24 protein-coding genes are annotated in these 26,263 nt (G+C 53.5%); 14 read left to right on the top strand and 10 right to left on the bottom strand.

The window, feature by feature from the left end; all coding sequences use genetic code 11:
* Window positions 1-38: 38 nt before the first annotated feature.
* The 5 genes from pcnB (at window position 39) to panD (ending at window position 4,107) form a co-directional block, all read left to right on the top strand.
* Window positions 39-1,436: a polynucleotide adenylyltransferase PcnB gene (pcnB, locus tag HYQ67_RS02145; protein WP_271131840.1), complete on the top strand. Its 1,398-nt coding sequence runs from the start codon at window positions 39-41 to the stop codon at window positions 1,434-1,436.
* The gene (gene folK / locus HYQ67_RS02150; RefSeq protein ID WP_202301138.1) at window positions 1,433-1,912 is read left to right on the top strand and encodes a 2-amino-4-hydroxy-6-hydroxymethyldihydropteridine diphosphokinase; all 480 of its coding nucleotides are present in this window, start codon (window positions 1,433-1,435) and stop codon (window positions 1,910-1,912) included. Before pcnB ends, folK begins: the two co-directional genes overlap by 4 nt.
* Before the next feature lie 57 nt (window positions 1,913-1,969).
* The gene (panB, locus tag HYQ67_RS02155; protein ID WP_202301139.1) at window positions 1,970-2,764 is read left to right on the top strand and encodes a 3-methyl-2-oxobutanoate hydroxymethyltransferase; all 795 of its coding nucleotides are present in this window, start codon (window positions 1,970-1,972) and stop codon (window positions 2,762-2,764) included.
* A 13-nt stretch (window positions 2,765-2,777) separates the two neighbouring features.
* Window positions 2,778-3,632, top strand: a complete 855-nt coding sequence (panC, locus tag HYQ67_RS02160; protein ID WP_202301141.1) for a pantoate--beta-alanine ligase — start codon at window positions 2,778-2,780, stop codon at window positions 3,630-3,632.
* Between the two features lie 94 nt (window positions 3,633-3,726).
* Window positions 3,727-4,107 (top strand): aspartate 1-decarboxylase, encoded by a 381-nt coding sequence (gene panD, locus HYQ67_RS02165; protein WP_202301143.1) that lies wholly within the window; start codon window positions 3,727-3,729, stop codon window positions 4,105-4,107.
* Window positions 4,108-4,941: 834 nt separating this feature from the next.
* On the opposite strand, the gene HYQ67_RS02170 is transcribed toward panD, so the two are convergent.
* From HYQ67_RS02170 to HYQ67_RS02185, 4 genes are all read right to left on the bottom strand, one after another.
* Window positions 4,942-6,192, bottom strand: coding sequence for a polysaccharide deacetylase family protein (locus HYQ67_RS02170; RefSeq protein WP_202301145.1), 1,251 nt, complete (start codon window positions 6,190-6,192; stop codon window positions 4,942-4,944).
* A gap of 83 nt (window positions 6,193-6,275) precedes the next feature.
* Window positions 6,276-6,707 carry a PTS sugar transporter subunit IIA gene (locus HYQ67_RS02175; RefSeq protein WP_202301147.1) on the bottom strand — a complete coding sequence of 144 codons (432 nt, stop codon included), beginning with the start codon at window positions 6,705-6,707 and terminating at the stop codon, window positions 6,276-6,278.
* A gap of 119 nt (window positions 6,708-6,826) precedes the next feature.
* The gene (locus HYQ67_RS02180) at window positions 6,827-7,597 is read right to left on the bottom strand and encodes an ABC transporter permease (RefSeq protein WP_202301149.1); all 771 of its coding nucleotides are present in this window, start codon (window positions 7,595-7,597) and stop codon (window positions 6,827-6,829) included.
* Window positions 7,594-8,517, bottom strand: coding sequence for an ABC transporter ATP-binding protein (locus HYQ67_RS02185; protein ID WP_202301151.1), 924 nt, complete (start codon window positions 8,515-8,517; stop codon window positions 7,594-7,596). Before HYQ67_RS02185 ends, HYQ67_RS02180 begins: the two co-directional genes overlap by 4 nt.
* A 107-nt stretch (window positions 8,518-8,624) precedes the next feature.
* On the opposite strand from HYQ67_RS02185, the gene can reads away from it, so the two are divergent.
* Window positions 8,625-9,305 (top strand): carbonate dehydratase, encoded by a 681-nt coding sequence (gene can / locus HYQ67_RS02190; protein ID WP_202301152.1) that lies wholly within the window; start codon window positions 8,625-8,627, stop codon window positions 9,303-9,305.
* A 53-nt stretch (window positions 9,306-9,358) separates the two neighbouring features.
* On the opposite strand, the gene hpt is transcribed toward can, so the two are convergent.
* Window positions 9,359-9,895 carry a hypoxanthine phosphoribosyltransferase gene (gene hpt, locus HYQ67_RS02195; protein WP_202301153.1) on the bottom strand — a complete coding sequence of 179 codons (537 nt, stop codon included), beginning with the start codon at window positions 9,893-9,895 and terminating at the stop codon, window positions 9,359-9,361.
* Window positions 9,896-10,088: 193 nt separating this feature from the next.
* On the opposite strand from hpt, the gene HYQ67_RS02200 reads away from it, so the two are divergent.
* Window positions 10,089-12,473 carry a glucose/quinate/shikimate family membrane-bound PQQ-dependent dehydrogenase gene (locus tag HYQ67_RS02200; protein WP_348519205.1) on the top strand — a complete coding sequence of 795 codons (2,385 nt, stop codon included), beginning with the start codon at window positions 10,089-10,091 and terminating at the stop codon, window positions 12,471-12,473.
* A gap of 94 nt (window positions 12,474-12,567) precedes the next feature.
* Here HYQ67_RS02200 and cueO read toward each other — a convergent pair whose 3' ends face one another.
* Complete coding sequence (cueO, locus tag HYQ67_RS02205) at window positions 12,568-14,169, bottom strand: multicopper oxidase CueO (protein ID WP_202301155.1); 1,602 nt, start codon at window positions 14,167-14,169, stop codon at window positions 12,568-12,570.
* A gap of 144 nt (window positions 14,170-14,313) precedes the next feature.
* On the opposite strand from cueO, the gene HYQ67_RS02210 reads away from it, so the two are divergent.
* From HYQ67_RS02210 to speD, 3 genes are all read left to right on the top strand, one after another.
* The gene (locus HYQ67_RS02210) at window positions 14,314-14,661 is read left to right on the top strand and encodes a YacC family pilotin-like protein (protein ID WP_202301156.1); all 348 of its coding nucleotides are present in this window, start codon (window positions 14,314-14,316) and stop codon (window positions 14,659-14,661) included.
* Window positions 14,662-14,768: 107 nt separating this feature from the next.
* A complete protein-coding gene (speE, locus tag HYQ67_RS02215) occupies window positions 14,769-15,635 on the top strand; it encodes a polyamine aminopropyltransferase (RefSeq protein WP_202301157.1) in 867 nt (288 codons plus the stop codon).
* A 14-nt stretch (window positions 15,636-15,649) separates the two neighbouring features.
* On the top strand, window positions 15,650-16,444 hold the full coding sequence (gene speD / locus HYQ67_RS02220; protein WP_202301158.1) for an adenosylmethionine decarboxylase: 795 nt from the start codon (window positions 15,650-15,652) through the stop codon (window positions 16,442-16,444).
* Between the two features lie 34 nt (window positions 16,445-16,478).
* Here the strand turns inward: speD and HYQ67_RS02225 are convergent, their stop codons facing one another.
* Window positions 16,479-17,099: a response regulator transcription factor gene (locus HYQ67_RS02225; protein ID WP_202301160.1), complete on the bottom strand. Its 621-nt coding sequence runs from the start codon at window positions 17,097-17,099 to the stop codon at window positions 16,479-16,481.
* 312 nt (window positions 17,100-17,411) lie between these two features.
* Here HYQ67_RS02225 and HYQ67_RS02230 point away from each other — a divergent pair, with 312 nt between their 5' ends.
* From HYQ67_RS02230 to HYQ67_RS02245, 4 genes are all read left to right on the top strand, one after another.
* Window positions 17,412-18,074 (top strand): DUF2589 domain-containing protein, encoded by a 663-nt coding sequence (locus HYQ67_RS02230; protein WP_202301162.1) that lies wholly within the window; start codon window positions 17,412-17,414, stop codon window positions 18,072-18,074.
* Between the two features lie 85 nt (window positions 18,075-18,159).
* Window positions 18,160-18,924 carry a DUF2589 domain-containing protein gene (locus HYQ67_RS02235; RefSeq protein WP_202301164.1) on the top strand — a complete coding sequence of 255 codons (765 nt, stop codon included), beginning with the start codon at window positions 18,160-18,162 and terminating at the stop codon, window positions 18,922-18,924.
* Window positions 18,908-19,357, top strand: a complete 450-nt coding sequence (locus HYQ67_RS02240; protein ID WP_202301166.1) for a lysozyme — start codon at window positions 18,908-18,910, stop codon at window positions 19,355-19,357. The genes HYQ67_RS02235 and HYQ67_RS02240 overlap by 17 nt, the downstream gene beginning before the upstream one ends.
* Before the next feature lie 18 nt (window positions 19,358-19,375).
* Complete coding sequence (locus tag HYQ67_RS02245) at window positions 19,376-20,344, top strand: hypothetical protein (RefSeq protein ID WP_202301168.1); 969 nt, start codon at window positions 19,376-19,378, stop codon at window positions 20,342-20,344.
* Window positions 20,345-20,377: 33 nt separating this feature from the next.
* Here HYQ67_RS02245 and yacL read toward each other — a convergent pair whose 3' ends face one another.
* The 3 genes from yacL to lpdA form a co-directional block, all read right to left on the bottom strand.
* Complete coding sequence (gene yacL, locus HYQ67_RS02250) at window positions 20,378-20,740, bottom strand: protein YacL (protein WP_202301169.1); 363 nt, start codon at window positions 20,738-20,740, stop codon at window positions 20,378-20,380.
* 152 nt (window positions 20,741-20,892) lie between these two features.
* Window positions 20,893-23,490: a bifunctional aconitate hydratase 2/2-methylisocitrate dehydratase gene (gene acnB / locus HYQ67_RS02255; protein WP_202301170.1), complete on the bottom strand. Its 2,598-nt coding sequence runs from the start codon at window positions 23,488-23,490 to the stop codon at window positions 20,893-20,895.
* 1,303 nt (window positions 23,491-24,793) lie between these two features.
* Window positions 24,794-26,218: a dihydrolipoyl dehydrogenase gene (gene lpdA / locus HYQ67_RS02260; RefSeq protein WP_202301171.1), complete on the bottom strand. Its 1,425-nt coding sequence runs from the start codon at window positions 26,216-26,218 to the stop codon at window positions 24,794-24,796.
* Window positions 26,219-26,263 lie beyond the last annotated feature (45 nt).

Raw genomic sequence — 26,263 nt, forward strand, 5'->3', positions numbered from 1 at the left:
TTTTTTGTCCCTAATGATTGACACTGCCGAGGTGGACCATTTTTACCCGAGTCGCTAATTTTTGCCGCAAGGTGCTTAACCGCGATGATATCGTGGCTGAGGAGAACGAAGATCTCCCGCAAATCACGGTCATTCCGCGTGACCAGCATGCCATCTCCCGCAAAGATATCAGTGAAAACGCCCTTAAGGTGCTCTACCGTTTGAATAAAGCGGGCTATGAGGCTTACCTTGTCGGCGGCGGCGTGCGCGACCTTCTGCTGGACAAAAAACCGAAAGATTTTGATGTCACCACCAGCGCCACGCCGGATCAGGTTCGTAAACTGTTCCGCAACTGTCGTCTGGTCGGTCGCCGCTTCCGCCTCGCCCACGTCATGTTCGGGCCTGAAATCATTGAGGTCGCAACCTTCCGCGGTCATCACGAAGAACAAAAATCGGATCGCCAGACCTCGCAAACGGGTCAGAACGGCATGCTGCTGCGCGATAACATTTTTGGTTCGATTGAAGAAGATGCCCAGCGCCGCGACTTTACGATCAACAGTCTCTATTACAGCGTGGCCGATTTTGCCATCCGCGATTACGTCGGCGGCCTGCGAGATTTACGTAACGGGGTGATTCGCCTGATTGGCGATCCTGAAACGCGCTACCGCGAAGACCCGGTGCGTATGCTCCGCGCTGTGCGCTTTGCCGCGAAGCTGAACATGACCATCAGCCCGGAAACCGGCGAACCTATTCCGCGCCTGGCGACGTTAATCAATGACGTTCCGCCTGCCCGTCTGTTTGAGGAGTCCCTCAAACTGTTGCAGGCCGGCCACGGCTATCCTACCTATCAGCTGCTGCGCGAATACCAGCTGTTCCAGCCGCTGTTCCCGAGCATCACCCGCTGCTTTACCGAGCAGGGCGATAGCCCAATGGAGCTGATGATTACACAGGTGCTGAAGAACACCGATAACCGCATCCAGAACGACATGCGCGTCAACCCGGCGTTCCTCTTCTCCGCGATGTTCTGGTACCCGCAGCTGGAAATGGCGCAGAAGCTTACCCAGGAAAGCGGTCTTGCCTATATGGACGCTTTCGCCCTGGCAATGAACGAAGTGCTGGATGAAGCCTGCCGCGCGCTGGCTATTCCTAAACGGATTACGACGCTGGTACGAGATATCTGGACGCTACAGCTTCGCCTGTCGCGCCGCCAGGGCAAACGTGCCTGGAAGCTGATGGAGCATCCTAAGTTCCGCGCCGCGTACGATCTGCTGGCTCTGCGTGCCGAAGTTGAAAACAATCAGGAACTGCTGCGTCTGACCAAATGGTGGGGCGAGTTCCAGGTTGCCGCACCGCCAATGCAGAAAGACATGCTTGACGGCCTTGGCGATGAGCCTGCAGCTCGCCGCCGCCATCGTCGTCCGCGCAAACGTGCGCCACGCAGTGGTGGTACCGCGTGACCCTGGCGTTTATCGCCCTCGGTAGTAACCAGGCGTCACCGCTTGAGCAGGTCGCTCAGGCACTTGACGCCATTGCAACCATTCCGCACAGCCGGGTGGTTGCCACTTCCTCTTATTATCGTACCCCGCCGCTCGGCCCACAGGACCAGCCCGACTACCTGAATGCCGCAGTGGCACTGGAAACAGAGCTTTCAGCCGAAGCACTTCTTGATCATACCCAGCGCATTGAGCTGGAACAGGGCCGCGTTCGCAAAGCTGAACGCTGGGGGCCGCGCACCTTAGATCTCGATATCATGCTGTTCGGCACTGAAACAATCACCACGCCACGTCTGACCGTGCCTCATTACGATATGCATAACCGAGCCTTTATGCTGGTCCCGCTGCTGGAGATCGCCCCTGACTGCGCTTTCCCGAACGGCGAAAGTGCCGCCGACGTGCTGACCACGCTGTCCCGCGCAGGCATTTCATACTGGTAACGCCCAATTTTTTGATAAAGTAGCAATCGATTCCCCCTTCCTTATTCAGGGACCGCCATGAAACCAATCACGATGTCTCAGCTGCGCCAGTGGAAACAGGCCCAGCGTAAATTCGCCACCATCACCGCCTATGACTTCAGCTTCGCCAAACTGTTTGCCGAAGAAGGCATCGGCGTGATGCTGGTCGGCGATTCATTAGGGATGACCGTTCAGGGGCACGACTCCACGCTGCCGGTAACCGTAGAAGATATTGCCTACCACACGCGTGCGGTACGTCGCGGTGCACCGCACTGCCTGCTGCTGGCCGACCTGCCCTTTATGGCTTACGCCACGCCGGAGCAGGCGTTCGTGAACGCTGCGGAAGTGATGCGCGCCGGAGCCAACATGGTGAAAATCGAAGGTGGCAAATGGCTGGTTGAAACCGTCAGAATGCTTACCGAACGTGCCGTACCGGTTTGCGGTCATCTGGGACTGACGCCGCAGTCGGTGAATATTTTCGGTGGCTACAAGGTTCAGGGTCGCGATGAGCAGGCCGCTCAAACGCTGTTTGACGATGCTGTGGCTCTTGAGGCCGCAGGCGCACAGCTGCTGGTGCTGGAGTGCGTACCGGTAGCGCTGGCGAAGCGCATTACTGAAGCACTGACGATTCCGGTCATCGGCATCGGAGCGGGGAACGTGACGGACGGACAAATTCTGGTGATGCATGATGCTTTCGGTATTACCGGCGGCCATATCCCGAAATTTGCCAAAAACTTCCTTATCGAAGCGGGTGACATGCGCGCCGCGGTGCGCCAGTACGCCGCTGAAGTTGAATCCGGCAGCTATCCGGCCGAAGAACACAGTTTCCACTGACAGGAGAAAGGTTGTGCTGATAATCGAAACGTTACCGCTGCTCCGCCAGCAAATCCGCCGCTGGCGTCAGGAAGGCAAGCGCATCGCGCTGGTGCCAACCATGGGCAACCTGCACGACGGTCACATGAAGCTGGTTGAAGAAGCAAAGGCCGTCGCAGATGTGGTTGTGGTCAGCATCTTTGTGAACCCGATGCAGTTTGACCGTCCGGACGATCTGTCACGCTACCCTCGCACGCTGCAGGAAGATTGCGAAAAGCTGAATCGCCGTAAAGTGGATATGGTCTTCGCCCCTGCCCCTGCCGATGTCTATCCACAAGGTCTGGATGACCAGACCTTTGTTGAGGTGCCGGGCCTCTCCACCATGCTGGAAGGCGCAAGCCGCCCCGGTCATTTCCGTGGCGTATCCACTATCGTCAGCAAATTGTTCAACCTGGTTCAGCCTGATGTCGCCTGTTTTGGGCAGAAGGATTACCAGCAGCTGGCACTTATCCGCAAGATGACAGCGGATATGGGTTATGACATTGAGATTGTCGGCGTGCCGACCGTGCGTGCGAAAGATGGTCTCGCCCTGAGCTCCCGCAACGGCTATTTGACCGCCGAGCAGCGTAAAATTGCACCAGGCCTCAGCAAAGTGATGAGCTCTGTTGCCGAAAAACTGCGCGCGGGTGAGCGAGAGACGGAAGAGCTTCTGGCGATTGCGGCAACTGAGCTGAATGAAAAAGGTCTGCGTGCAGACGACCTGCAAATCCGTGATGCGGACACGCTGCTGGCGCTGGATGAAAACAGCAAACGCGCCGTGGTGCTGATGGCGGCATGGCTTGGTCAGGCGCGTCTTATTGATAACATTCAGGTTGATTTAGCGGAGTAGACAGCCCTTTAAAAACGGGCAATACTGCGCCAATACATTCATGAGATCGATGAAAGTCGGTCTGGTTTATGCCAAGAGACAAAGGTTTAATCTTATGATTCGCACCATGCTGCAAGGCAAGTTACACCGCGTGAAAGTGACCCAGGCGGACTTGCACTATGAAGGCTCCTGCGCCATCGATCAGGACTTCCTCGAGGCGGCAGGCATTCTGGAATATGAAGCCATTGATATCTACAACGTGACCAATGGGAAGCGTTTCTCTACTTACGCAATTTCTGGCGAGCGCGGTTCAAAAATCGTCTCCGTTAACGGCGCGGCGGCACACTGTGCAAGCGTTGATGACATTCTGATTATCGCAAGCTATGTGACGATGCCGGACGAGCAGGCGCGCAGCTGGCAGCCAAAAGTTGCCTATTTTGACGGTGACAACGAGATGAAACGCCTGGCGAAAGCCGTACCGGTTCAGGTGGCGTAAGAAGTTTCCCCCTCGCTCTAACCCTCTCCCCAAAGGGGCGAGGGGAACGATCAGCTTGTCACCGTTGTCCCCCCTCTCCCTTTCGGGGCTGTCTCTTATACAGATCTTTGAAACAGTTACTGGCGAGATCGAGAAGGTTCCGTTCACTTTACGTCAGGTGGCATATGTAGCTGCCGAACCGGTGAACGTCCAGAGGGTGTTCGCCGTCACACCCTCTGGGCTCCCGACTCCCGGCAATAAATCGCCACCTGCGGCGGTAAACCTCCATTTTTGGCTCCCTGTCCGGGTCGGTTGCGATTCGTTCCCGACGATCACAACCTCCAGCCGTTCCCGACGGCTGGACCCGGCCATGAAGCCAAAAATGGAGGCGATTTAAGCCGGACCCAACACCCTCGCGTTAACTTCCATGAATGTCCCATCTCCGGTGTCGCTGTAGGTTTCAAAGCGATGCTATTTCTGATGTTATTTCTGGCTTAAAGCGACACCCTGTTCCCGGCTTAAATCGCTCCGGTTTTTGCCCTTCAGGCTGGGTCACGTGGTCGGGAACCACGTGAGAGAGCGATCGTCGGGAACGAATCGCGAACGACCCTGCATGTTGGGTAAAAACCGGAGTTTACCGCTTCAGCGGCGATTTATTTGCCGGGCGCCGGGGTCGTCAGGGGGATGGCGTAATCCCCATGACACGTTCACCGTTCGCAACGGTAGCAGAGATAGCCAGACGGTCGGGTGAACGGAATACCAGCAGGTTAACAGATCCCACCCTGACGCATGACCGGTGAGAGTTGTGACTAAGAGACATCCCTTTCAGGGAGAGTGTCGGGTGAGGGTATAAACTCAGGACTCAGGCTGATTCGTTATCAACCGCGACATTGTCTCCAGCGAATCCGTCCGTAAAATATAAAGCCGTTTCAGCAGGAACGGGTTATCCCCCGGTTTTACCTTCCCTCTCACCGTAGTGACCGCCATGTGGAAACCTGCGTCATTCGCAGCTTTTACAGCTTTATCATCGTAGCCACCAAACGGGTACGACACATAAAGCACGTGCGGATCGAACTGCGCCAGCGCGCGACGAGAATGTTCAAAATCGAACAGGATGTTGTGGTAGCTACGACTCAGCAGTATCGGGCGGCGGTAGCCGTCCACCCGATGCAGGAAGTGGGTATGCGATTGCACATCAAAGACGTCCTGACTGGCCCGCAACTCAGAAATACTCATGAACTGCAAAGACTTAGGATTCCACTTCTGTGGATGGCGTTTGATGCGTGACGAGATAATAAATGACGTAGCTTTAAAGCCATATTCTTTCAGAATGGGATAGGCGTAGCGGTAAACGGACTTCAGTCCGTCATCGAAGGTAATCACCACGGAACGGGCGGGCAGATTCATACGGTTCCGAACATAGCCTTCAAGCTCGTACATCGTCAACGTGCTGTAGCCCCTGTCGCGCAGCCAGGTCATCTGGTTGCTGAAAGCCACCACTGAGGTAGTCGTTGAGGTATGGCGGAATCGTGTGTTCTCTTCATCCCGCAGGATATGGTGATAGGTCAGCACGGGAATGCCGTTATCCTGCTGCGCGTCCAGGCTGCTCACGTAGCCGAGGCGGTTTCCGATGCGGATCTGGTACCAGGTCTGGTTCAGACGGTCTTTCAGCTTAGCGCTGATGGGGTAACGGATATTGTCTGCCAGCGTGCCGAAAGGTGCGCTGCCGTTATTCGGCGCGTTATAAATCTGCACATCCCGGAAGGTCAGCAGATTCTGGTTGCTTAGCGGCTTGTTTAAATCCCCTAACCTGTCCTCAACCCTTTGCTTTCCTGCCACCGGCCCCAGGTGGCTTTTATCAATAAACCCGGTGCCGAAGCCGAAGCGAAACTCGTAATAGTCCGCAGCAATGGGGACGACCGCTAAAATCTGTCCTTCCTCAACGGTGCCAACGGAGATGACTTTATCTCCGACCTGCGCCCAGATATCCGCATCCTCAGTGGTTTGCATATATTGTGCGGGAGTTGCGTGACTGCTGAGCAGGCTGGCGCTGGCCTGAGCCGTACAAAAGAGGGCCAGCAGTCCGAAGAAGAGACGAATTAACATAACGAATTTGATAGCACTTTTTGCACATCCAGAGAGGGGGGCGGCTATTTTATCATTTACCCCGTCAATACCAACCTTTCAGATCAATATTGATGCAGTAACACAAACGGCGGGTTTTTACCCTGCTGGTGCCAGAGGCTGGTGACCTCTTCCCCGCCCTGCTCAACGATAAGCTCGCGAAATGCTTCGCTGGTCAGCATCTGACGCTGTTCGAAGAGAGGAATGAGCAAAGGGAGCGTAACGCCGGAGATAACTTCGCAGTGGGAGTGTGTATGGCTCAGCTGCGCAGCCGTGCGATACGGTGCCGCACCAGTTCTGTCGGTCAGAAAAATGACGCCGTCGCCTGAATCACAATTATAAAGCGCATCGCATAACATGCGGCTGAGCATATTCGTGCTTAACCCGTGCCAGAAATTCACGGCAACGCACTGAGATACCGGACCAAAACGCTTTTCCAGGGCGTCCAGTATATCCTGTGCATAGTAGTCATGACCTGTGATCACCCATCCCAACATCGCGCATCTCCCGTAAACGAGAGGCCAGTCTGCCAGAATAAAAGTTGAGCAAGCTGATACCAGTCAATCCTGTGTGGAAAAATTCTTAAATGCTTCCCCCGTAGGGGAAGCAATGAGGCTCAGGTGCGCAGACCGCGGCCACGCTGGATGAGATACCAGCACAGCAGGTAAAACGCAGCAATAAATGCGAGCAGCACCACGACGGTAAACAGCAGCGGAACGTCGCTGATACCGAGGAAGCCGTAGCGGAAGCCGCTGATCATGTAGACGATCGGGTTTAAGTGCGACAGCGCCTGCCAGAACGGCGGCAGCAGGGTCAGTGAGTAGAATACCCCGCCCAGATAGGTCAGCGGCGTCAGCACGAAGGTCGGGATCAGGCTGATATCGTCGAATGTTTTGGCAAACACGGCGTTAAGCAGACCTGCCAGCGAGAACAGAATCGCCGTCAGCACCAGGGTCAGCGCGACGAACAGCCAGGAGTGCACCTGGAACGGCACGAAGAACAGGGAAATAGCCGTAACCAGCACGCCAACGCACAGGCCGCGCGCAACGCCGCCGCCCACGTAGCCGGCGATAATCACGTGCGTTGGTACGGGCGCAACCAGCAGCTCCTCAATGTTGCGCTGGAATTTGGCGCTGAAGAACGACGATGCGACGTTGGCGTAGGCGTTGGTGATCACCGCCATCATAATCAGGCCTGGTACGATAAACTGCATGTAGGTGAAACCGTGCATTTCACCGATGCGCGAACCGATCAGGTTGCCGAAAATGATGAAGTAAAGGGTCATGGTGATGACAGGCGGCACCAGCGTTTGGATCCAGATGCGGGTGAAACGGTGGATCTCTTTGGTCCAGATACTTTTAAGCGCCACCCAGTAGAGATGCATCATGCCTGGTCTCCTTGTTTGTTTACCAGCGTGACGAACAGCTCTTCCAGACGGTTGGCCTTGTTACGCATACTTAATACCTGAACGCCCTGAGCGCTTAACTGGCTGAACACGCTGTTGATTCCCTGTTCACGCAGCACTTCAACTTCCAGCGTAGCGGTATCGACCAGACGGTACTGGTAGCCATCGAGCTTCGGCAGCGGGCTTTTCGGCGCCAGATCCAGGATGAACGTTTCTGACTTGAGCTTAGAGAGCAGCGATTTCATCGAGGTGTTTTCTACCAGCTCACCGCTCTGGATAATGCCGATATTGCGGCAGAGCATTTCTGCTTCTTCCAGATAGTGGGTGGTCAGAATAATCGTGGTGCCTTTGTCGTTCAGGTCTTTTAAGAAGCCCCACATGGAACGACGAAGTTCGATATCTACCCCTGCTGTAGGTTCATCAAGAATCAACAGCTTAGGTTCGTGCATCAGCGCACGAGCGATCATCAGACGACGCTTCATGCCGCCGGATAACATCCGCGCTCTTTCGTTACGCTTTTCCCACAGGTCGAGCTGCTTGAGATACTTTTCGCTGCGCGCTATCGCTTCGTCGCGCTCGACGCCATAGTACCCGGCCTGATGGACAACAATCTGCTGCACCGTCTCAAACGGGTTGAAGTTAAATTCCTGCGGAACCAGACCGAGCTGGCGCTTGGCGTTCACGACATCGCTTTGCAGATCGTAACCGAAGACGCGTACCTTGCCGGAGGTTTTATTGACCAGCGAGCTGATAATGCCGATGGTGGTGGACTTGCCTGCGCCATTCGGGCCAAGCAGGGCGTAGAAATCTCCCGCTTCGACACTAAGATCGATGCCGCGCAGCGCTTTAACGCCGCCCGCATAGGTCTTGGTGAGTTTTTCCAGTTCTAATGCAATGGTCATTGTTTGGGGTTACCTTTCGCGATGCACATTTGTTATCTGTATAAATATTTTCCGAGTTGCCCTATATTACCTCAACGCACTTCTCCGGTTACAGGTTGTTAACCTCCATGAATGATATAGATACCCTCATCAGCAATAACCAGGCATGGTCGACGCTGATGGAGGATGAAGATCCTGGTTTTTTTGAACGTTTATCCCAGGCACAAAAACCTCGTTTTCTCTGGATTGGCTGTTCTGATAGCCGTGTACCGGCAGAACGTCTCACTGGCCTTGAGCCCGGCGAACTGTTTGTTCACCGTAACGTGGCAAACCTCGTCATCCATACCGACTTAAACTGCCTGTCAGTGGTGCAGTACGCGGTGGACGTGCTGGAAGTTGAACACATCATCATCTGTGGCCACTATGGCTGTGGTGGCGTGCAGGCGGCGGTAGAGAACCCGGATTTAGGGCTTATCAATAACTGGCTGCTGCACATCCGGGATATCTGGTACAAGCATAGTTCGCTGCTGGGGGAACTCCCGCCGGAACAACGTCTTGATACGCTGTGTGAGCTGAACGTGATGGAGCAGGTCTACAACCTGGGCCACTCCACAATTATGCAGTCCGCCTGGAAACGCGGCCAGAAAGTGACGATACACGGCTGGGCCTACGGGATACACGACGGTCGCCTGCGCGATCTTGAAGTCACCGCCACCAGCCGCGAGTCGCTCGAACAGGGTTACCGCAGCGGGATTTCAAATATGAAACAGGCCAATACCGGCTATAAGAATAGAACGCCTTCCCAGTAAATCAGATAGCAAAAAGGGCCTTAAAGGCCCTTTTTCACTGCCCTGCGCCCTTATTACTCATCTAACAGGACGACTTTGCCGACGTACGGCAGATGGCGATAGCGCTGGGCGTAGTCGATGCCGTAGCCCACTACGAATTCGTCAGGGATGGAGAAACCAACCCATTCCACGTTGACGTCCACTTCGCGGCGCTCCGGCTTATCAAGCAGCGTACAGATAGCGAGGGATTTTGGCTGGCGCAGGCGGAGAATTTCACGCACTTTGCTCAGCGTATTACCTGAATCGATAATGTCTTCGACGATCAGCACGTCTTTACCGCGAATGTCTTCATCCAGGTCTTTGAGGATTTTCACATCGCGAGTTGTGGACATGCCGCTACCGTAGCTGGAGGCGGTCATAAAATCGACTTCATGGGGCACATGAACTTCACGGCACAGGTCGGCCATGAACATAAATGAGCCACGCAGTAAGCCCACCAGCACCATATCACTGCCGCTGTCGCGGTAATGTTCAGTTATTTCACTGCCCAACTGCGCGATACGGGCCTTGATCTCCTCTTCGGGGATCATCACTTCTACAGTATGTTTCATATCTATAACCACATGATTTTAAAACAAATCACTTCATGCCGGCTCAGCTTCGGCCAACGCGAAATATTCAGGCCAGCAGTATAACAGCAAAACACATTGCCATGCGCTATCGGTAAAAAAGCCATTTATGTGATGCATATCACACTTGTTAATAACTATAATTAATTGCTATCAAACTTTTAAGAGCGTGATAATTGTGAAAACAAATAAATCAGGATCGCGGGTAATCGCGACCTTATCAGCCCTGTTTGCCGTGCTTACAGGGCTGTATTTACTTATTGGCGGGATATGGTTAGTGGCAATTGGTGGGTCATGGTACTACCCAATTGCAGGGGTGGTGATGCTCGTCACCGCATGGTTACTCTGGCAACGTAAAGCGCTGGCGCTCTGGATTTACGCCGCGCTGCTGCTCTGCACCGTTATATGGAGCATCTGGGAAGTTGGTTTCGACTTCTGGGCGTTGACGCCGCGTTTAGATGTTCTGTTCTTCTTCGGCGTGTGGCTGGTGCTGCCGTTTGTCTATCGTCAGTTCATTCAGCCTTCCGCGGGTGCGGCTCCGGCGCTTGGCGTTGTGCTGGCCGCCACCGTGGTGGCGCTGGTCTGGGCGGTGTTCAACGATCCGCAGGAAATCAACGGTACACTCCGCGCCGATGCTTCCGCACCTGCTGCCGCATCGTCCAGCATTCCTGATGCCGACTGGCCAGCCTATGGTCGTAACCAGGAAGGCCAGCGCTGGTCCCCTCTCAAGCAGATCAACGATAAAAACGTTGGCCAGCTGAAAGAGGCCTGGAGATTCCAGACCGGCGACCTGAAGCGTCCTACCGATCCGGGTGAAATCACCAACGAAGTCACCCCGATTAAAATTCGTGACACGCTTTACCTCTGCACCGCGCACCAGCAGCTGTTTGCGCTGGATGCAGCTACCGGTAAACAAAAGTGGAAATTCGACCCGCGTCTGGATACCAACCCTTCCTTCCAGCATGTGACCTGCCGTGGCGTTTCGTATCATGAAGCGACAGCAGATAACGCCAGCCCGGATGGGGTATCCGACTGTCCGCGACGTATTCTGCTGCCGGTAAACGATGGCCGCCTGTTTGCGCTGAATGCCGATAACGGCAAACTGTGCGAAAGCTTCGCCAACAAAGGCATTCTGAACCTGCAAACCAACATGCCGGTGACGACGCCGGGCATGTACGAACCAACGTCTCCGCCGATCGTTACTGACAAAGTGATTATCATTGCGGGCGCGGTAACGGATAACTTCTCTACCCGCGAGCCGTCCGGCGTCATTCGTGGTTTTGATGTGAATACCGGCAAGCTGCTGTGGGCCTTCGATCCGGGTGCTAAAGACCCGAATGCGATCCCGAGCGACGAGCATCACTTCACCATCAACTCACCGAACTCCTGGGCACCGGCTGCGTACGATGCCAAACTGGATATGGTTTATCTGCCGATGGGCGTCACCACGCCGGACATCTGGGGCGGTAACCGTACCCCTGAACAGGAGCGTTTCGCCAGCAGCATCGTGGCGCTGAACGCAACCACCGGTAAGCTTGCGTGGTCCTATCAGACTGTCCACCACGATCTGTGGGATATGGATATGCCTTCCCAGCCGACGCTTGCGGATATCCAGGATAAAAACGGTAACGTTGTGCCTGTGATTTACGCTCCGGCGAAAACCGGCAACATCTTCGTGCTGGACCGTCGTGACGGCAAGCTGGTTGTCCCTGCCCCGGAAAAACCTGTTCCGCAGGGCGCGGCTAAAGGTGATTACGTCACGCCAACCCAGCCGTTCTCCGATCTGAGCTTCCGTCCGAAGAAAGATCTGAGCGGCGCAGATATGTGGGGCGCAACGCTGTACGACCAGATGGTCTGCCGTATTATCTTCCACAAGCTGCGTTATGAAGGCATCTTCACGCCGCCTTCCGAGCAGGGCACGCTGGTGTTCCCGGGTAACCTGGGGATGTTCGAGTGGGGCGGTATTTCCGTCGACCCAAGCCGTCAGGTTGCTATTGCTAACCCAATGGCGCTGCCGTTTGTCTCTAAACTGATGCCGCGTGGTCCTGGCAATCCTATGGAACCGCCAAAAGATGCGAAAGGTTCAGGCTCCGAGAGTGGCATTCAGCCGCAGTACGGCGTGCCGTATGGCGTAACGCTTAACCCGTTCCTGTCGCCGTTCGGCTTACCTTGTAAGCAGCCGGCCTGGGGCTATATCTCCGCGTTGGATCTGAAAACCAACGAAGTGGTATGGAAAAAACGTATCGGTACCGTACGCGACAGCTCGCCGCTTCCGCTGCCGTTCAAAATGGGTATGCCGATGCTGGGCGGTCCGATTTCTACCGCGGGTAACGTGCTGTTTATTGGCGCAACCGCAGATAACTATCTGCGCGCGTACAACATGAGCAACGGTGACAAGCTGTGGGAAGCGCGTCTGCCGGCCGGTGGCCAGGCAACGCCGATGACCTATGAAGCGAACGGCAAGCAGTACGTCGTGATCTCCGCGGGTGGCCACGGCTCCTTCGGCACGAAGATGGGCGACTACATTGTTGCTTACGCTTTGCCGGACGACGCTAAGTAATATTGCCCCCTCACCCTAACCCTCTCCCCAAAGGGGCGAGGGGATCTGGCTTTCTCCCTCCCCCATCGAGGGAGAGGGCCGGGGTGAGGATAATTTATGCCACGGTAAAGCCAAGCATCATGCCGGTGTCTTCATGCTCCAGCAGATGACAGTGGGCCATATAGGCATGTTCTTTCGAGGCTTCGCTTTCGAAGCGTACTAACACCTCGCTACGCGCCCCTTCTACCCGAACCGTATCTTTCCAGCCCTGACGATGCGCCGCGACCGGCTGGCCGTTCTCGCTCAGAATGCGGAACTGCGTGCCGTGGATGTGGAACGGATGCAGCATCATGTCCCCTTCCCCGGAAATGGTCCATTTCTCGTATTTCCCCTTCTGCGCGGCGAACGCCGGGGTGGCCATATCAAAGGCCTTGCCGTTGATCTTGTTGGCATTGTGGAAGTCGAAACCGTGGCCCATATTGCCATGATTCATCTTGCCGTGATCCATACCGCCATGTTTCATGCCGCCATGCCCGCCCATGTTGCCATGCCCGCCCATGTTGCCATGCCCGCCCATGCTCATGCCCGCCATCGCTTTCTCGCCGTATTTCTCCATCAGCGCCTGCATGCCCATCATGTCGAGCATGGGGTCCATCATCAGCTGTAACCAGCGTTCGGTCACGCCCTCGATCGCTGGCAGAGCGGGAACCTCCACCAGCTTATCCGGCAGCTCGCCAGAACCAGCAATACGCACCGGCTGAATACGCGCGATGGGCTGCGGCTGGTCGAACGGCGCAACGGTCATACCCATTTGCTTCACCGGCAGGGTCACGATATCAAACGGCTTACCGTCGCTGGTGTCCACCAGCACTTCAAAACGCTCGCCCATCAGCAGCGGCAGCTCCGTGACTTTCACCGGTTCGGCCAGCAGGCCGCCGTCGCTGGCGATGACATACAGAGGGCGATTGTCGCTTGCCGCAATATTCAATGAACGGGCGTTACAGCCATTAAGCAGACGTAAACGCAGCCAGCCGCGAGGATTGGAATGCTGCGGGTAGTTAACGCCGTTGCACAGCAGCGTGTCGCCAAACCAGCCAACGGCGGCGCTCATCATGTCCAGCTTGTAATCAATCTCGCCATCGGCGCCAAAACGTTTGTCCTGAACGATCAGCGGGATATCGTCGATACCCCACTGCTTCGGCAGCATCAGCCTGCGGCTTTCGATGTCTTCGATCAGCACCAGCCCCGCGAGCCCCATTGCCACCTGATGTCCGGTTTTCCCGTGCTGATGGGGATGGAACCAGCAGGTTGCTGCACGCTGCTGAGGCGTGAATTTGACGGTGCGCTTGCCCCCGGCGGCAATCACACCCTGCGGTCCACCGTCGACGTCGCCCGGCACTTCCAGACCATGCCAGTGCACCGTTGTTTCCTCAGCCAGGCTATTATGAATATCTACGGTAACGCTTTCACCCTGGGTCAGGCGCAGCGCTGGCCCTAATAAGTTGCCGTTATAGCCCCAGGTTGTCGCTGATTTAGCCCCAAAAAGCGTTTTCCCGGCCTGGGCCGTAAGGCGAATGCTGTTTCTGGCATCGGGTGCCAGTAATTCAGGGACAGGCAAAATAGGGCGTTCCGCAGCCAATGCCGTACGGCTCCAGAGCGGCAGCGCGCTGAATGCGCCAAAAGCAGCAGAATATTTCAGAAAATCACGACGATGCATGTTCAGTTCCTTTCATGAGCAGGCGTGTCGAAAAGCATAAACCTTTCCCCAACGGGAAGGTCAAGTTTGCAGCAAAGAATAAATGTCGTCGTGCCGCATTTAACTGTGTTAACGTTTCGTATCTGATGAAAAGTGGTAGGTGTGATGAAGACGGGAGTTAAGGCATTAATGTTGGGTGTTTTGCTGGCATTTTCTACCAGCAGTCAGGCACTTAGCGAATCCGAAGCAGAAGATATGGCCGATCTGACTGCGGTCTTTGTTTTTTTAAAAAATGATTGCGGCTACCAGAACCTCCCGAACGGCCAGATTCGTCGCGCGCTGGTTTTCTTTGCCCAGCAAAACCAGTGGGATTTAAGCAACTACAATAGCTTTAACATGAAAGCGCTCGGTGAGGACAGCTACCGCGATCTGAGCGGCATTGCGATCCCAACGGCAAAGAAATGTAAATCACTGGCCCGTGACTCGTTAAGCCTGCTCGCCTACGTCAAGTAACCCTCTCCCCCTGCCCTTTTGCTGAAATAATAGCCGTGCACCCACGGCTGTTGTTGGCTATGATGTTGCGCCTGTTTTGCAAGGGTGTTACCAAAGAGGTGTCCTCCATGACCGAGAAAAAAGTGTGGCAGGAAACGCTGCACGACAAGTTCGGGCAGTACTTTGCTATCGACAACGTGCTGTACCACGAAAAGACCGATCATCAGGATCTGGTTATTTTCGAAAACGCTGCTTTTGGCCGCGTTATGGCGCTGGATGGCGTGGTACAAACCACGGAGCGCGACGAGTTTATCTACCACGAAATGATGACTCATGTGCCGCTACTGGCCCACGGACAGGCAAAACACGTCCTGATCATCGGCGGTGGTGACGGTGCCATGCTGCGCGAAGTGACCCGTCATAAAGCCATTGAAACCATCACGATGGTGGAAATCGATGCGGGCGTGGTCTCTTTCTGCCGCCAGTATCTGCCCAATCACAACGCAGGCAGCTACGACGACCCTCGTTTCCGCCTGGTCATTGATGACGGCATCAACTTCGTCACCCAGACCGCACAAACCTTTGATGTGATTATCTCTGACTGCACGGATCCCATCGGCCCCGGCGAAAGCCTGTTTACCTCGGCGTTTTATGAAGGCTGCAAACGCTGCCTGAATCCGGGTGGTATTTTCGTTGCGCAGAACGGCGTCTGTTTCCTGCAGCAGGACGAAGCGCTGGACAGCCATCGCAAGTTAAGCCACTACTTTGCGGATGTGAGCTTTTACCAGGCGGCCATTCCGACCTACTTTGGCGGCATCATGACCTTTGCCTGGGCGACGGATAACTCTGCCCTGCGTCACCTGCCGACAGAAACGCTCCAGGCGCGGTTTCATAAGGCCGGTATTCATTGCCGCTATTACAACCCGGCCATCCACACGGCAGCGTTCGCTTTGCCACAATATCTGATTGATGCGCTGGCTAACCAGTCATCCTGAGGAGGTGATAAAAATTGAAAAAACTGAAGCTGCACGGCTTTAACAACCTGACCAAAAGCCTGAGTTTTTGCATCTACGACATCTGCTACGTCAAGACCGCCGAGGAGCGGGACGGCTACATCGCTTACATCGACGAGCTGTATAACGCCAATCGCCTGACGGAGATCCTCAGCGAAACCTGCTCAATCATTGGCGCGAATATCCTTAATATCGCCCGCCAGGACTACGAGCCGCAGGGGGCAAGCGTGACTATTCTGGTCAGCGAAGAGCCTGTCGACCCGCAGAGCATTGACCAGTCCGAGCATCCCGGTCCGCTGCCGGATGCCATCGTTGCCCACCTGGATAAAAGCCATATTTGTGTTCACACCTATCCGGAAAGCCATCCGGAAGGCGGATTATGTACTTTCCGGGCAGATATAGAAGTGTCGACCTGCGGGGTGATCTCGCCGCTGAATGCGCTGAACTACCTTATTCACCAGCTTGAATCCGATATCGTGACCGTGGATTACCGCGTGCGCGGCTTTACCCGCGACGTACACGGGAAAAAACACTTTATCGATCATGAGATTAATTCGATTCAGAACTTTATGTCTGCCGACATGAAGGCGCTGTACGACATGATGGACGTCAACGTTTATCAGGAGAACATCTTCCATACCAAGATGCTGCTCAAAGAGTTCGACCTGAAGCATTACATGTTCCATACCCGCCCGGAAGATCTGAGCGAAGATGAGCGTAAAACCATTACAGATATGCTCTGGAAAGAGATGCGCGAAATTTATTACGGACGCAATATTCCGTCGCTGTAGTTGATTAGCCCTGTTCCTGGCAGGGCTAATCTTATTAACTACAAACCTGGGACATTTTAAGTGCGGCTTCAGTGCGGTTTTTTACCCCCAACTGGCGAAATAACGCATGCAGGTGATTTTTAACTGTTCCTTCAGCAATACCGAGTCGACGGCATATTTGTTTATTACTTTGCCCCTGTGCCAGAAGATCGAGTATCTCTCGCTGACGATGGGATAACAAACGTAATACACCCGATACGTTACCCTCTCTAGGTAAATATTCATCAATAAAGCAGCTTCCGGGAAGATATATTCTATTGCTGCCGACCCATCTTACCGCCTGTAAAATCTCCTCGCAGGTCATTTGTTTTAAAATAACTCCTGCAATCCCCTTTTCAAGAAAACTCACCAAATTTATATTATCTATCCTCCTTAAATTAATAAGTACCGGAATAGCGCTATTAAGTAATTTCAATTTCAGCAGTAAATCCAGTTTTTTTTGCTGATCATATTCAACATCAAGGATGATAACTTCAGGAATCTCTGTAGACATGGCCTGCCATATTTCATCTTCGCTGTGTGTCGGAATAACCTGAACTGATGGCGCTAAATCTGCCCAGCGGCAAATCACGCCATGAATAAAAAGCGGCAGTTCATCATAAATAAGTATGTTCATTATCTTCCCACTTAATTAAAGGGTGGTCATTAAGTATGACTTAACTATCGCCTGAACATATCAGTCTTTCAAGGATGTCAGGAATACAAGCAATAACATTTAAATAAATTTCTTATCGAAAGAGTACAGCTTGGTTATTTATAAAGCACAGAAACTTACCCTCCGCCATATAACTTTCCTCATGTATCTTTCGTTCTATACCTTCTGATTTCAAAAAAATAACTTCCTGTTCATGGCATATATCCACAAGTAAATCCAGGCTGAACAGGCAGACATATTTCTGCACCTACATAACAACACGAGGATAATATTATGGCTGGTGACACTCCCGTTGACCCATCTTTTATTGGCTCGGTAATTAGTTCATTGCCGCTCGACAATATGATTTCCGCGCCTCTACAGGCGATGATTAAAGCGCAGACTCAGGCTGCAAAAAGCTATGCCGACTTTTTATTAAGCGTCTGTATTAAAGACGGGAAAGCGGTATCTGTTCAATTTGAATATGATGAAACCATTGTTGATGAAAGCGGTGCAAGTAAAGGTACGCAGACCAAAATTATGCGTATTCCCCTGCTGGCCGCGGTCGTACACCCAATTATCTGCATAGAAGAAGGTAGCATTGATTTCGAACTCGAAATCAGCCAGAGCGCTACCAGCACGGAAAATAGTGAGCAAGAAGGTAGCCTTGAAGGAAAAATTGGCTGGGGTCCTTTCTCTGTAAGCGTTAAGGGCCGTGTAAGCCACAAGTCAGAACAAACCCGCAAAACCGATACTCGCGCCAAGTACAGCATCCATACCTCTGTTAAACGCCAGCCAATGCCGGAAGCGCTTAGCCGTGTCGTGGATTTCTTGACCGACGCTTCAACCAAGCCGGCACATGCGGTTGGCTCAGATGGCAAGGTTGCGCCACCGGTCCCACTTCCTCCTACCGATAAGAGTGGACTTTACCCACCTCCGGTAGCGGATAAAGCATAGCAAATCGGCTCAAATTAATAGCAAAAATAAGAAGATAATTCAGGCGCCGCTTCAGGGTGGTGCCTGCCTTACCTGAGGGTAAAACATGTCACCATTACGTTCGAACTGGTTTGGCCGTAAGCCAACTGAATCACCGCAGGAAGAAACTTTCGCAGGCAACATTAGCAACATCGACGATCCAGAGGCAGCTGAACCTGTGGGATCGACACAACCGGAGCAGCAAGAAACCAAAACCAGTAGCGATGCCTCTCCCACATCGAATGGTGGTAGCGGCGGTGGCAACGAACCACCAACTCCACCTGATTCTGAAGCCGGGGATGGCGGCGATGGCACTCTTCCCCCCACGGGAAACGAAGGTAACCATGCCATGGGCCTCGATCTGCTGGTTCAGGGGCTACAACACGCGGCTTTCAGCGCCAACCAATATATGACTCACCAGTATATCGTCATGTTATCGCAGCTTTTTACGCAGAATTCGGATGGTAGCTATACCGCCGATTACGCCGAACTGCGGCTTGATGATAACCATCACATTAATGTCCCGCTTGTCACACTCGCACCACCACGCAACCTGGCCGTAGACAAAATGGTGATGCGCCTGACTGTGAGAGGCGACGCTACTGAAACCGTCGAGAATCTGACGGGCCAGGGGGAACGTGGGCATTTCAAAGTCACAATGGCCCCCCACAGCGGAGCGGTCACAGACGGTCGCGACAGCCGCGACATCGATATTGAAGTCAATTTTATTGCCCAGGAGCCGCCGGAGGCTGTTATGCGGCTGCTTGATGAGTTCATCCACCGCATGACCCCGATCGCCAGACAGGAGAACAGAAATGAGCCGTCAGTATAAAACTATCGCCACCCCTGGTCTCAATCTGATCAAGCACTTTGAGGGACTCAGGCTCACCACTTACAAAGACATCGTAGGTATCGCCACCATTGGCTATGGACACGTAGAGCATCCGCTGCCGCCAGGAGGGAAACGAACCATCAGCGAGCAGCAAGCAGATCAAATTCTCAAAGAGGATCTACAACGTTTTGAAAGAGCCGTAAACAGCATGCTGACGGTAGAAGTTACGCAAAATCAGTTCGATGCTCTGATCAGCTTCTCTTTCAATTTAGGCAGCCAAAGCCTGAAAAATTCAACGTTATTAAGAAAGTTGAACGCGGGTAACGCAAAGGAAGCTGCCAATGAGTTTATGCGCTGGAACCAGGCAGGAGGCAAAGAGGTTTCAGGGTTAACACGCCGCCGTGAGGCAGAACGTCAACTGTTCATTTCCTGACATACTGGAGAAATCATCATGTCTATTCGTATACTTTCTTTCTGTACTGATACCTGGAATCACGAGATCAGCGATACGCCCAAACAAGGCGTGACGCTGGTGAATCATGTCGAATCTATTCTTGATGCACGACTAAACGATGTTGTCACACAGCTACAAGAATCACTGACCCGCGATCCGGCAACTTATCAGGCAACTTTTTTCACACTGCCTGAGTTCTTCTGGAATACACGGTGGGATAATTTAAAAGATGAGGCCAGCATCCAGGCGCTGTGCAGTTTTTATCTCGACAGGATGGCGATTTACGTTAATAAACTGGTCGATAGCTTCCCACCAGCAATCTATCCCAAAGCAGGAGAAATAATTTTCCTGGCAGGTACCTGCGCCGTCCTTTACTGCAATGAGCAGGAGAAGATACGTTTGAACGTTAAAGAAAATATTTATACCCCATTGAACTGGATGCTTGGTGCCAGTAACAAACGTACCGATAGATCAATTACTCTGTGGCCGAAACGCCGTACGTCACGGATAGATTTCTTTCAGCAGATGATGCCAGCACCTGATGGCTCACCGTATTTTGTTGCCACACTGCCAGAAGGTAGCAGTATACGGATCTCCACATCTTCCGAGGCCGTAGCAACCTCTTTGAACGGCACGGCAATTTCTACCCGCTTCGCAAACTCATTGCCTGGCATAATCGATTTTGGCGTGGATATTTGTCTGGACTACGGCAACCTACAGAATCAGAAGCCTGCAAACTGGCAACAACGTATCGATGAGCTGGAAAAAAGTGGATGTCAGCTTGATTTCCTGATTGCTTGCGGCATGCCTATGGACTATTCGGCTCCCCATCCATCCGGTTTGAAATATCTGGTGCGTAATGACGGCATGCCTACAGCTAGTCAGTGCCAGGTATGGGATTTAGGTAAGCATATACTGCTCACCCCGGTACAAGTGTCACAGAACATTATGCAGTTTGTTCTTTGATGGCATCCCCATCAGCACGCTGATGGGGATGTTTTAACGCTGCTGCAAAAATTCCCGGTAGGCGTTCATGACCTGCAGGAAATCCTCCACGCCGCAGAACGACAGGCTTTCTTCGTCGTAGTAGCTCATCCCCTCTTCCATTTCATCGCCGGAGATCTCCAGCTGGTTTGCGCGGATAATCACTTCTTCGCCGTCGAGCCACAGGGTGTATTCGTGTCCGATGCTTTGCCACTGGCGCTCGCTACCCTTCACCGACGCCATCGCCTGCTCCACTTCATCAAGCAGGCCCGGATTGTCTTTGACTTCCTCGTTGAACCAATGACCCACCACTTCGTGGCCCATCGACATACGCACCTTCACAAGACCTGTGACATCGCGCAAAAATTCATATTCCATGGTGTTTTCCTCTGCCTGCTGAGGGAAAGCCAGCACCCTCATCGCGTATAGGGTAAGTATCGCAGTAAAGACGGCGAAAAACAGCGTGGAAACCTTCAGACAGAGAATAAAAAAGGGAGGCCTGAGCCTCCCATACGCGTTTTGCTTATTTATCAGACCGCGGTCTGGAAAATCACGCCGTCTGCTTTCTCGGTGTACTGGGAAAGCTGGTCGAAGTTCAGGTAGCGATAGGTGTCCACCGCCGTTTTATCGACCTGCGCCATAAAGGTCTGGTATTCCTCAGGCGTTGGCAGTTTGCCGAGCAGTGAGGCAACTGCGGCAAGCTCTGCGGAAGCCAGGAAGACGTTCGCCCCGGTCCCTAAACGGTTCGGGAAGTTACGGGTGGAAGTCGATACTACGGTTGCACCGTCTGCCACACGCGCCTGGTTACCCATGCACAGTGAACAGCCAGGGATTTCGATACGCGCCCCGCTCTTGCCGAAGACGCTGTAATAACCTTCCTCGGTGAGCTGTGCCGCATCCATACGCGTTGGCGGGGCAACCCACAGACGAGTTGGCAGCTGGCCTTTGTGGCTGTCCAGCAGCTTGCCCGCCGCGCGGAAGTGGCCGATGTTGGTCATGCAGGAGCCGATAAACACTTCATCGATTTTCTCGCCCTGAACGTCAGACAGCAGACGCGCGTCGTCCGGGTCATTTGGTGCGCACAGGATCGGCTCTTTGATATCGTTCAGATCGATTTCGATGATCTCTGCGTATTCCGCGTCTGCGTCAGCTTCCAGCAGCTGAGGATCCGCCAGCCATTTTTCCATGCCCTGGATACGACGCTCCAGCGTGCGGCGGTCGCCGTAGCCTTCGGCGATCATCCACTTCAGCAGCACGATGTTGGAGTTCAGGTACTCTTCGATCGGCTCGCGATCCAGCTTGATGGTGCAGCCCGCAGCGGAACGCTCTGCGGAAGCATCCGTCAGCTCAAACGCCTGCTCGACTTTCAGCGTTGGCAGACCTTCGATTTCCAGAATACGGCCGGAGAAGATGTTCTTCTTACCTTTCTTCTCAACGGTCAGCAGGCCCTGCTTGATAGCGTACAGCGGGATAGCGTGTACCAGGTCACGCAGGGTGATACCCGGCTGCATTTTACCTTTGAAGCGCACCAGCACCGACTCAGGCATATCCAGCGGCATAACCCCGGTCGCAGCAGCAAATGCCACCAGACCGGAACCAGCCGGGAAGGAGATGCCGATAGGGAAACGGGTGTGGGAGTCACCACCGGTACCTACGGTATCCGGCAGCAGCATGCGATTCAGCCAGGAGTGGATAACGCCATCGCCCGGACGCAGCGACACGCCGCCACGGTTCATAATGAAGTCAGGCAGAGTGTGGTGAGTGGTCACGTCTACAGGCTTAGGATAAGCAGCCGTGTGGCAGAAGGACTGCATCACCAGATCTGCGGAGAAGCCCAGACACGCAAGGTCCTTCAGTTCATCACGAGTCATTGGACCGGTGGTGTCCTGAGAGCCGACGGACGTCATTTTTGGTTCGCAGTACTGGTTAGGACGGATGCCGTCCACGCCGCAGGCACGGCCAACCATTTTCTGCGCCAGAGAGAAGCCACGGGTGCTGGCCACCACGTCTTTCGCCTGCACGAAAACTTCGCTGTGCGGCAGGTTCAGCGCTTCACGAGCTTTAGTCGTCAGACCGCGACCGATGATCAGCGGAATGCGGCCACCGGCGCGCACTTCATCAAGCAGCACGTCAGTTTTCAGTTCGAAATTAGCGATAACTTCGTTGGTGTCGTGATTACGCACTTCGCCTTTATACGGATAGATGTCGATAACATCGCCCATGTTCAGGTCGTTAACGTCTACTTCAATCGGCAGCGCACCGGCATCTTCCATAGTGTTGAAGAAGATTGGCGCAATTTTACCGCCCAGAACCACACCGCCGCCGCGCTTATTCGGCACGTTCGGGATATCATCCCCCATGAACCACAGCACGGAGTTAGTGGCGGATTTACGGGATGAACCGGTACCGACAACATCACCAACATACGCCAGCGGGAAGCCTTTCTTATTCAGGGCTTCGATTTGCTTGATGGGACCGACGCTGCCCGGCTGATCCGGATCAATGCCTTCACGGGCGTTTTTCAGCATCGCCAGAGCGTGCAGTGGGATATCCGGACGGGACCAGGCATCTGGTGCCGGAGACAGGTCATCGGTGTTGGTTTCGCCGGTGACTTTAAAGACGGTAACGGTGATTTTCTCGGCAAGCTTTGGACGAGCCAGGAACCACTCGGCATCAGCCCAGGACTTCAGTACCTGCTGTGCGTGGCTATTGCCCGCTTTTGCTTTCTCTTCGACGTCATAGAAGTTATCGAACATCAGCAGCGTATGGGACAGCGCTTTGGCAGCAATAGCAGCCAGCTTTTCGTTGTCCAGCGCGTCAATCAGCGGGTGAATGTTGTATCCGCCCTGCATGGTGCCAAGCAGCTCAACTGCTTTTTCCGGGGAGATTAATGGGGAGGTCGCATCGCCTTTAGCGAGGGCAGCCAGGAATCCGGCTTTAACGTAGGCGGCTTCATCGACGCCTGGCGGAACGCGGTTGGTGATCAAATCTAACAGGAATGCTTCTTCGCCAGCAGGCGGATTCTTCAGCAGCTCAACCAGTGCGGCCATTTGGGTTGCATCTAATGGTTTTGCAACAATCCCCTCGGCGGCACGTTCAGCTACGTGCTTACGGTATTCTTCTAGCACGACGGTTCTCCTCGCTCTCATTGTCATATGGCGCCACCAGGCTAATCTCTTCACGCTCCTGTGAGACAGCAGTTTGTAGGGTAAATGCCCGATACCGCGTCGGGCAGCATAGCAGGATTTTCAGGGGGAGTTAATCTGTTTACAAAAAAGCAACATACTATTTTTGCTGAATCGTTACGGACGGGGTTTACGCGTTCAGAAATGAATATCGTTCACAAAAAAACCGCCTTTCGGCGGTTCGTTTGTCTCTGCAAGGTGGTAGCACACGTTGCGGAGAAGTGTTTTGTGGCAAGCTCAGTACATGAAGGATTTTGCATCCAAATTTTTAACCGTGCAAGACCAATTGTTTATTTTGCGTACTGCCACCAGAAAACGTATGTAACTTGCTGCAAACCGAAAATGGCTGTTTATCAGCATCCTTTTCTGCTCTACATTCGACGGCGGTCTGCTTCGCTGGTGTAGCAGCCAGTCACCGGGCACGGAAGCAGTTCATCTGCTCTACGTGGCAAGCTCAGTAAACTTGCCTGGTTCTGCCTTTCCCGGTGAAGAAGGGATCGCCGTAGTTTTACGGAAACACGCAATGGAAATGCGTCTGCTTTACGCGCTTATCCTTGTGTTGGGTTCAGTTATCGCGCTGAGTCAGGGTGGCTGGAACATTTCAGACATCACGGTTCTGCTGGTGCTGAACCTGGGCAATTAAGCTACTGGCCGCCCGCAAGGGCGGCCTTTTCGTTTGGGTACAAAAAAACCGCCTTTCGGCGGTTAGTTTGTCTCTGCAAGGTGGTAGCACACGATGCGGAGAAGTGTTTTGTGGCAAACCTAATACGAAAACTATTTTGCCTCCTGAAATGACCAGGTGCAAGTTAAACTGTTCGTTTTGTGCACACCTACCGGAAAGTGGATGCAACTCTATGCAAACACTAAATTGCCATATTCAAGTACACCGCTTTTATCTATATTCACCAGCGGCCTGCTTCGCTGGTGTAGCAGCCAGTCACCGGGCCTGGAAGCAGTTCATCCATCCTACGTGGCAAATCTAATACACTTGCCTGGTTCTGCCTTTCCCGGTGAAGAAGGGATCGCCGTAGTTTTTACGGAAACACGCAATGGAAATGCGTCTGCTCTACGCGCTTATCCTTGTGTTGGGTTCGGTTATCGCACTGAGTCAGGGTGGCTGGAACATTTCAGACATCACGGTTCTGCTGGTGCTGAACCTGGGCAATTAAGCTACTGGCCGCCCGCAAGGGCGGCCTTTTAGCCAAAAAAAACGGCCCCGCAGGGCCGTTTCGTCAAACTCGAAAAGTTACTTTTTCTTCGCTTTCGGGTTTGGCAGGTCGGTGATGCTACCTTCGAAGATCTCGGCAGCCAGACCCACTGACTCGTGCAGAGTCGGGTGCGCATGGATGGTGAGCGCGATGTCTTCTGCGTCACAGCCCATTTCGATAGCCAGGCCAATCTCACCTAACAGCTCGCCGCCGTTAGTCCCGACAATCGCACCACCGATAACACGGTGAGTCTCTTTGTCGAAGATTAGCTTGGTCATACCGTCTGCGCAGTCGGAAGCGATAGCACGGCCAGAAGCAGCCCACGGGAAGGTGGCGGTTTCGTAGCTGATGCCTTTCTCTTTCGCTTCTTTCTCGGTCAGGCCAACCCACGCAACTTCTGGTTCAGTGTAAGCAATCGATGGGATTACTTTCGGGTCGAAGTAGTGCTTCATGCCGGCGATAACTTCCGCGGCAACGTGACCTTCGTGAACACCTTTGTGCGCCAGCATCGGCTGACCGACGATATCGCCGATTGCGTAGATGTGCGGCACGTTGGTGCGCATTTGTTTGTCGGTACGGATGAAGCCACGGTCGTCAACTTCAACGCCGGCAGCGCCCGCGTCCAGCAGCTTACCGTTAGGGACACGGCCGATAGCAACCAGCACCGCATCATAACGCTGCGCTTCTGCCGGGGCTTTTTTGCCTTCCATAGAGACGTAGATACCGTCTTCTTTGGCTTCAACGGCGGTCACTTTGGTTTCCAGCATCAGGTTGAACTGCTTGCTGATACGCTTGGTGAACACCTTAACCACGTCTTTATCGGCGGCAGGGATGACCTGGTCAAACATCTCGACCACGTCAATCTCTGAACCCAGCGCATGGTAAACGGTACCCATCTCCAGACCGATGATTCCGCCGCCCATAACCAGCATGCGTTTTGGTACGGATTTCAGTTCCAGAGCGTCGGTGGAATCCCATACGCGCGGATCTTCATGCGGAATGAATGGCAGCTGAATCGGACGGGAACCCGCCGCGATAATCGCGTTATCAAAGTTGATGGTAGTCGGGCCGTTTTCACCTTCGACAACCAGAGTGTTAGCGCCGGTAAATTTACCCAGACCGTTAACGACCTTAACTTTACGACCTTTCGCCATACCGGACAGGCCACCAGTCAACTGGTTGATAACCTTCTCTTTCCAGGTACGGATTTTATCAATGTCGGTTTTCGGCTCGCCGAAAACGATGCCGTGCTCGGCCAAAGCTTTCGCTTCTTCGATAACTTTAGCAACGTGCAGCAGAGCTTTAGAAGGGATACAGCCAACGTTCAGACAAACACCACCAAGGGTGCTGTAACGTTCAACAATGACGGTCTCCAGACCTAAATCAGCGCAACGGAATGCAGCGGAGTAACCAGCAGGACCAGCCCCAAGTACCACGACCTGAGTTTTGATTTCAGTACTCATCATGACCTCTTAATTTATTTCCGGCGGGTCTGACGTTATTTTTCT

It is taken from the genome of Dryocola clanedunensis subsp. sulfonylureivorans (genome assembly GCF_016756775.1).
Lineage (GTDB): Bacteria > Pseudomonadota > Gammaproteobacteria > Enterobacterales > Enterobacteriaceae > Dryocola > Dryocola clanedunensis.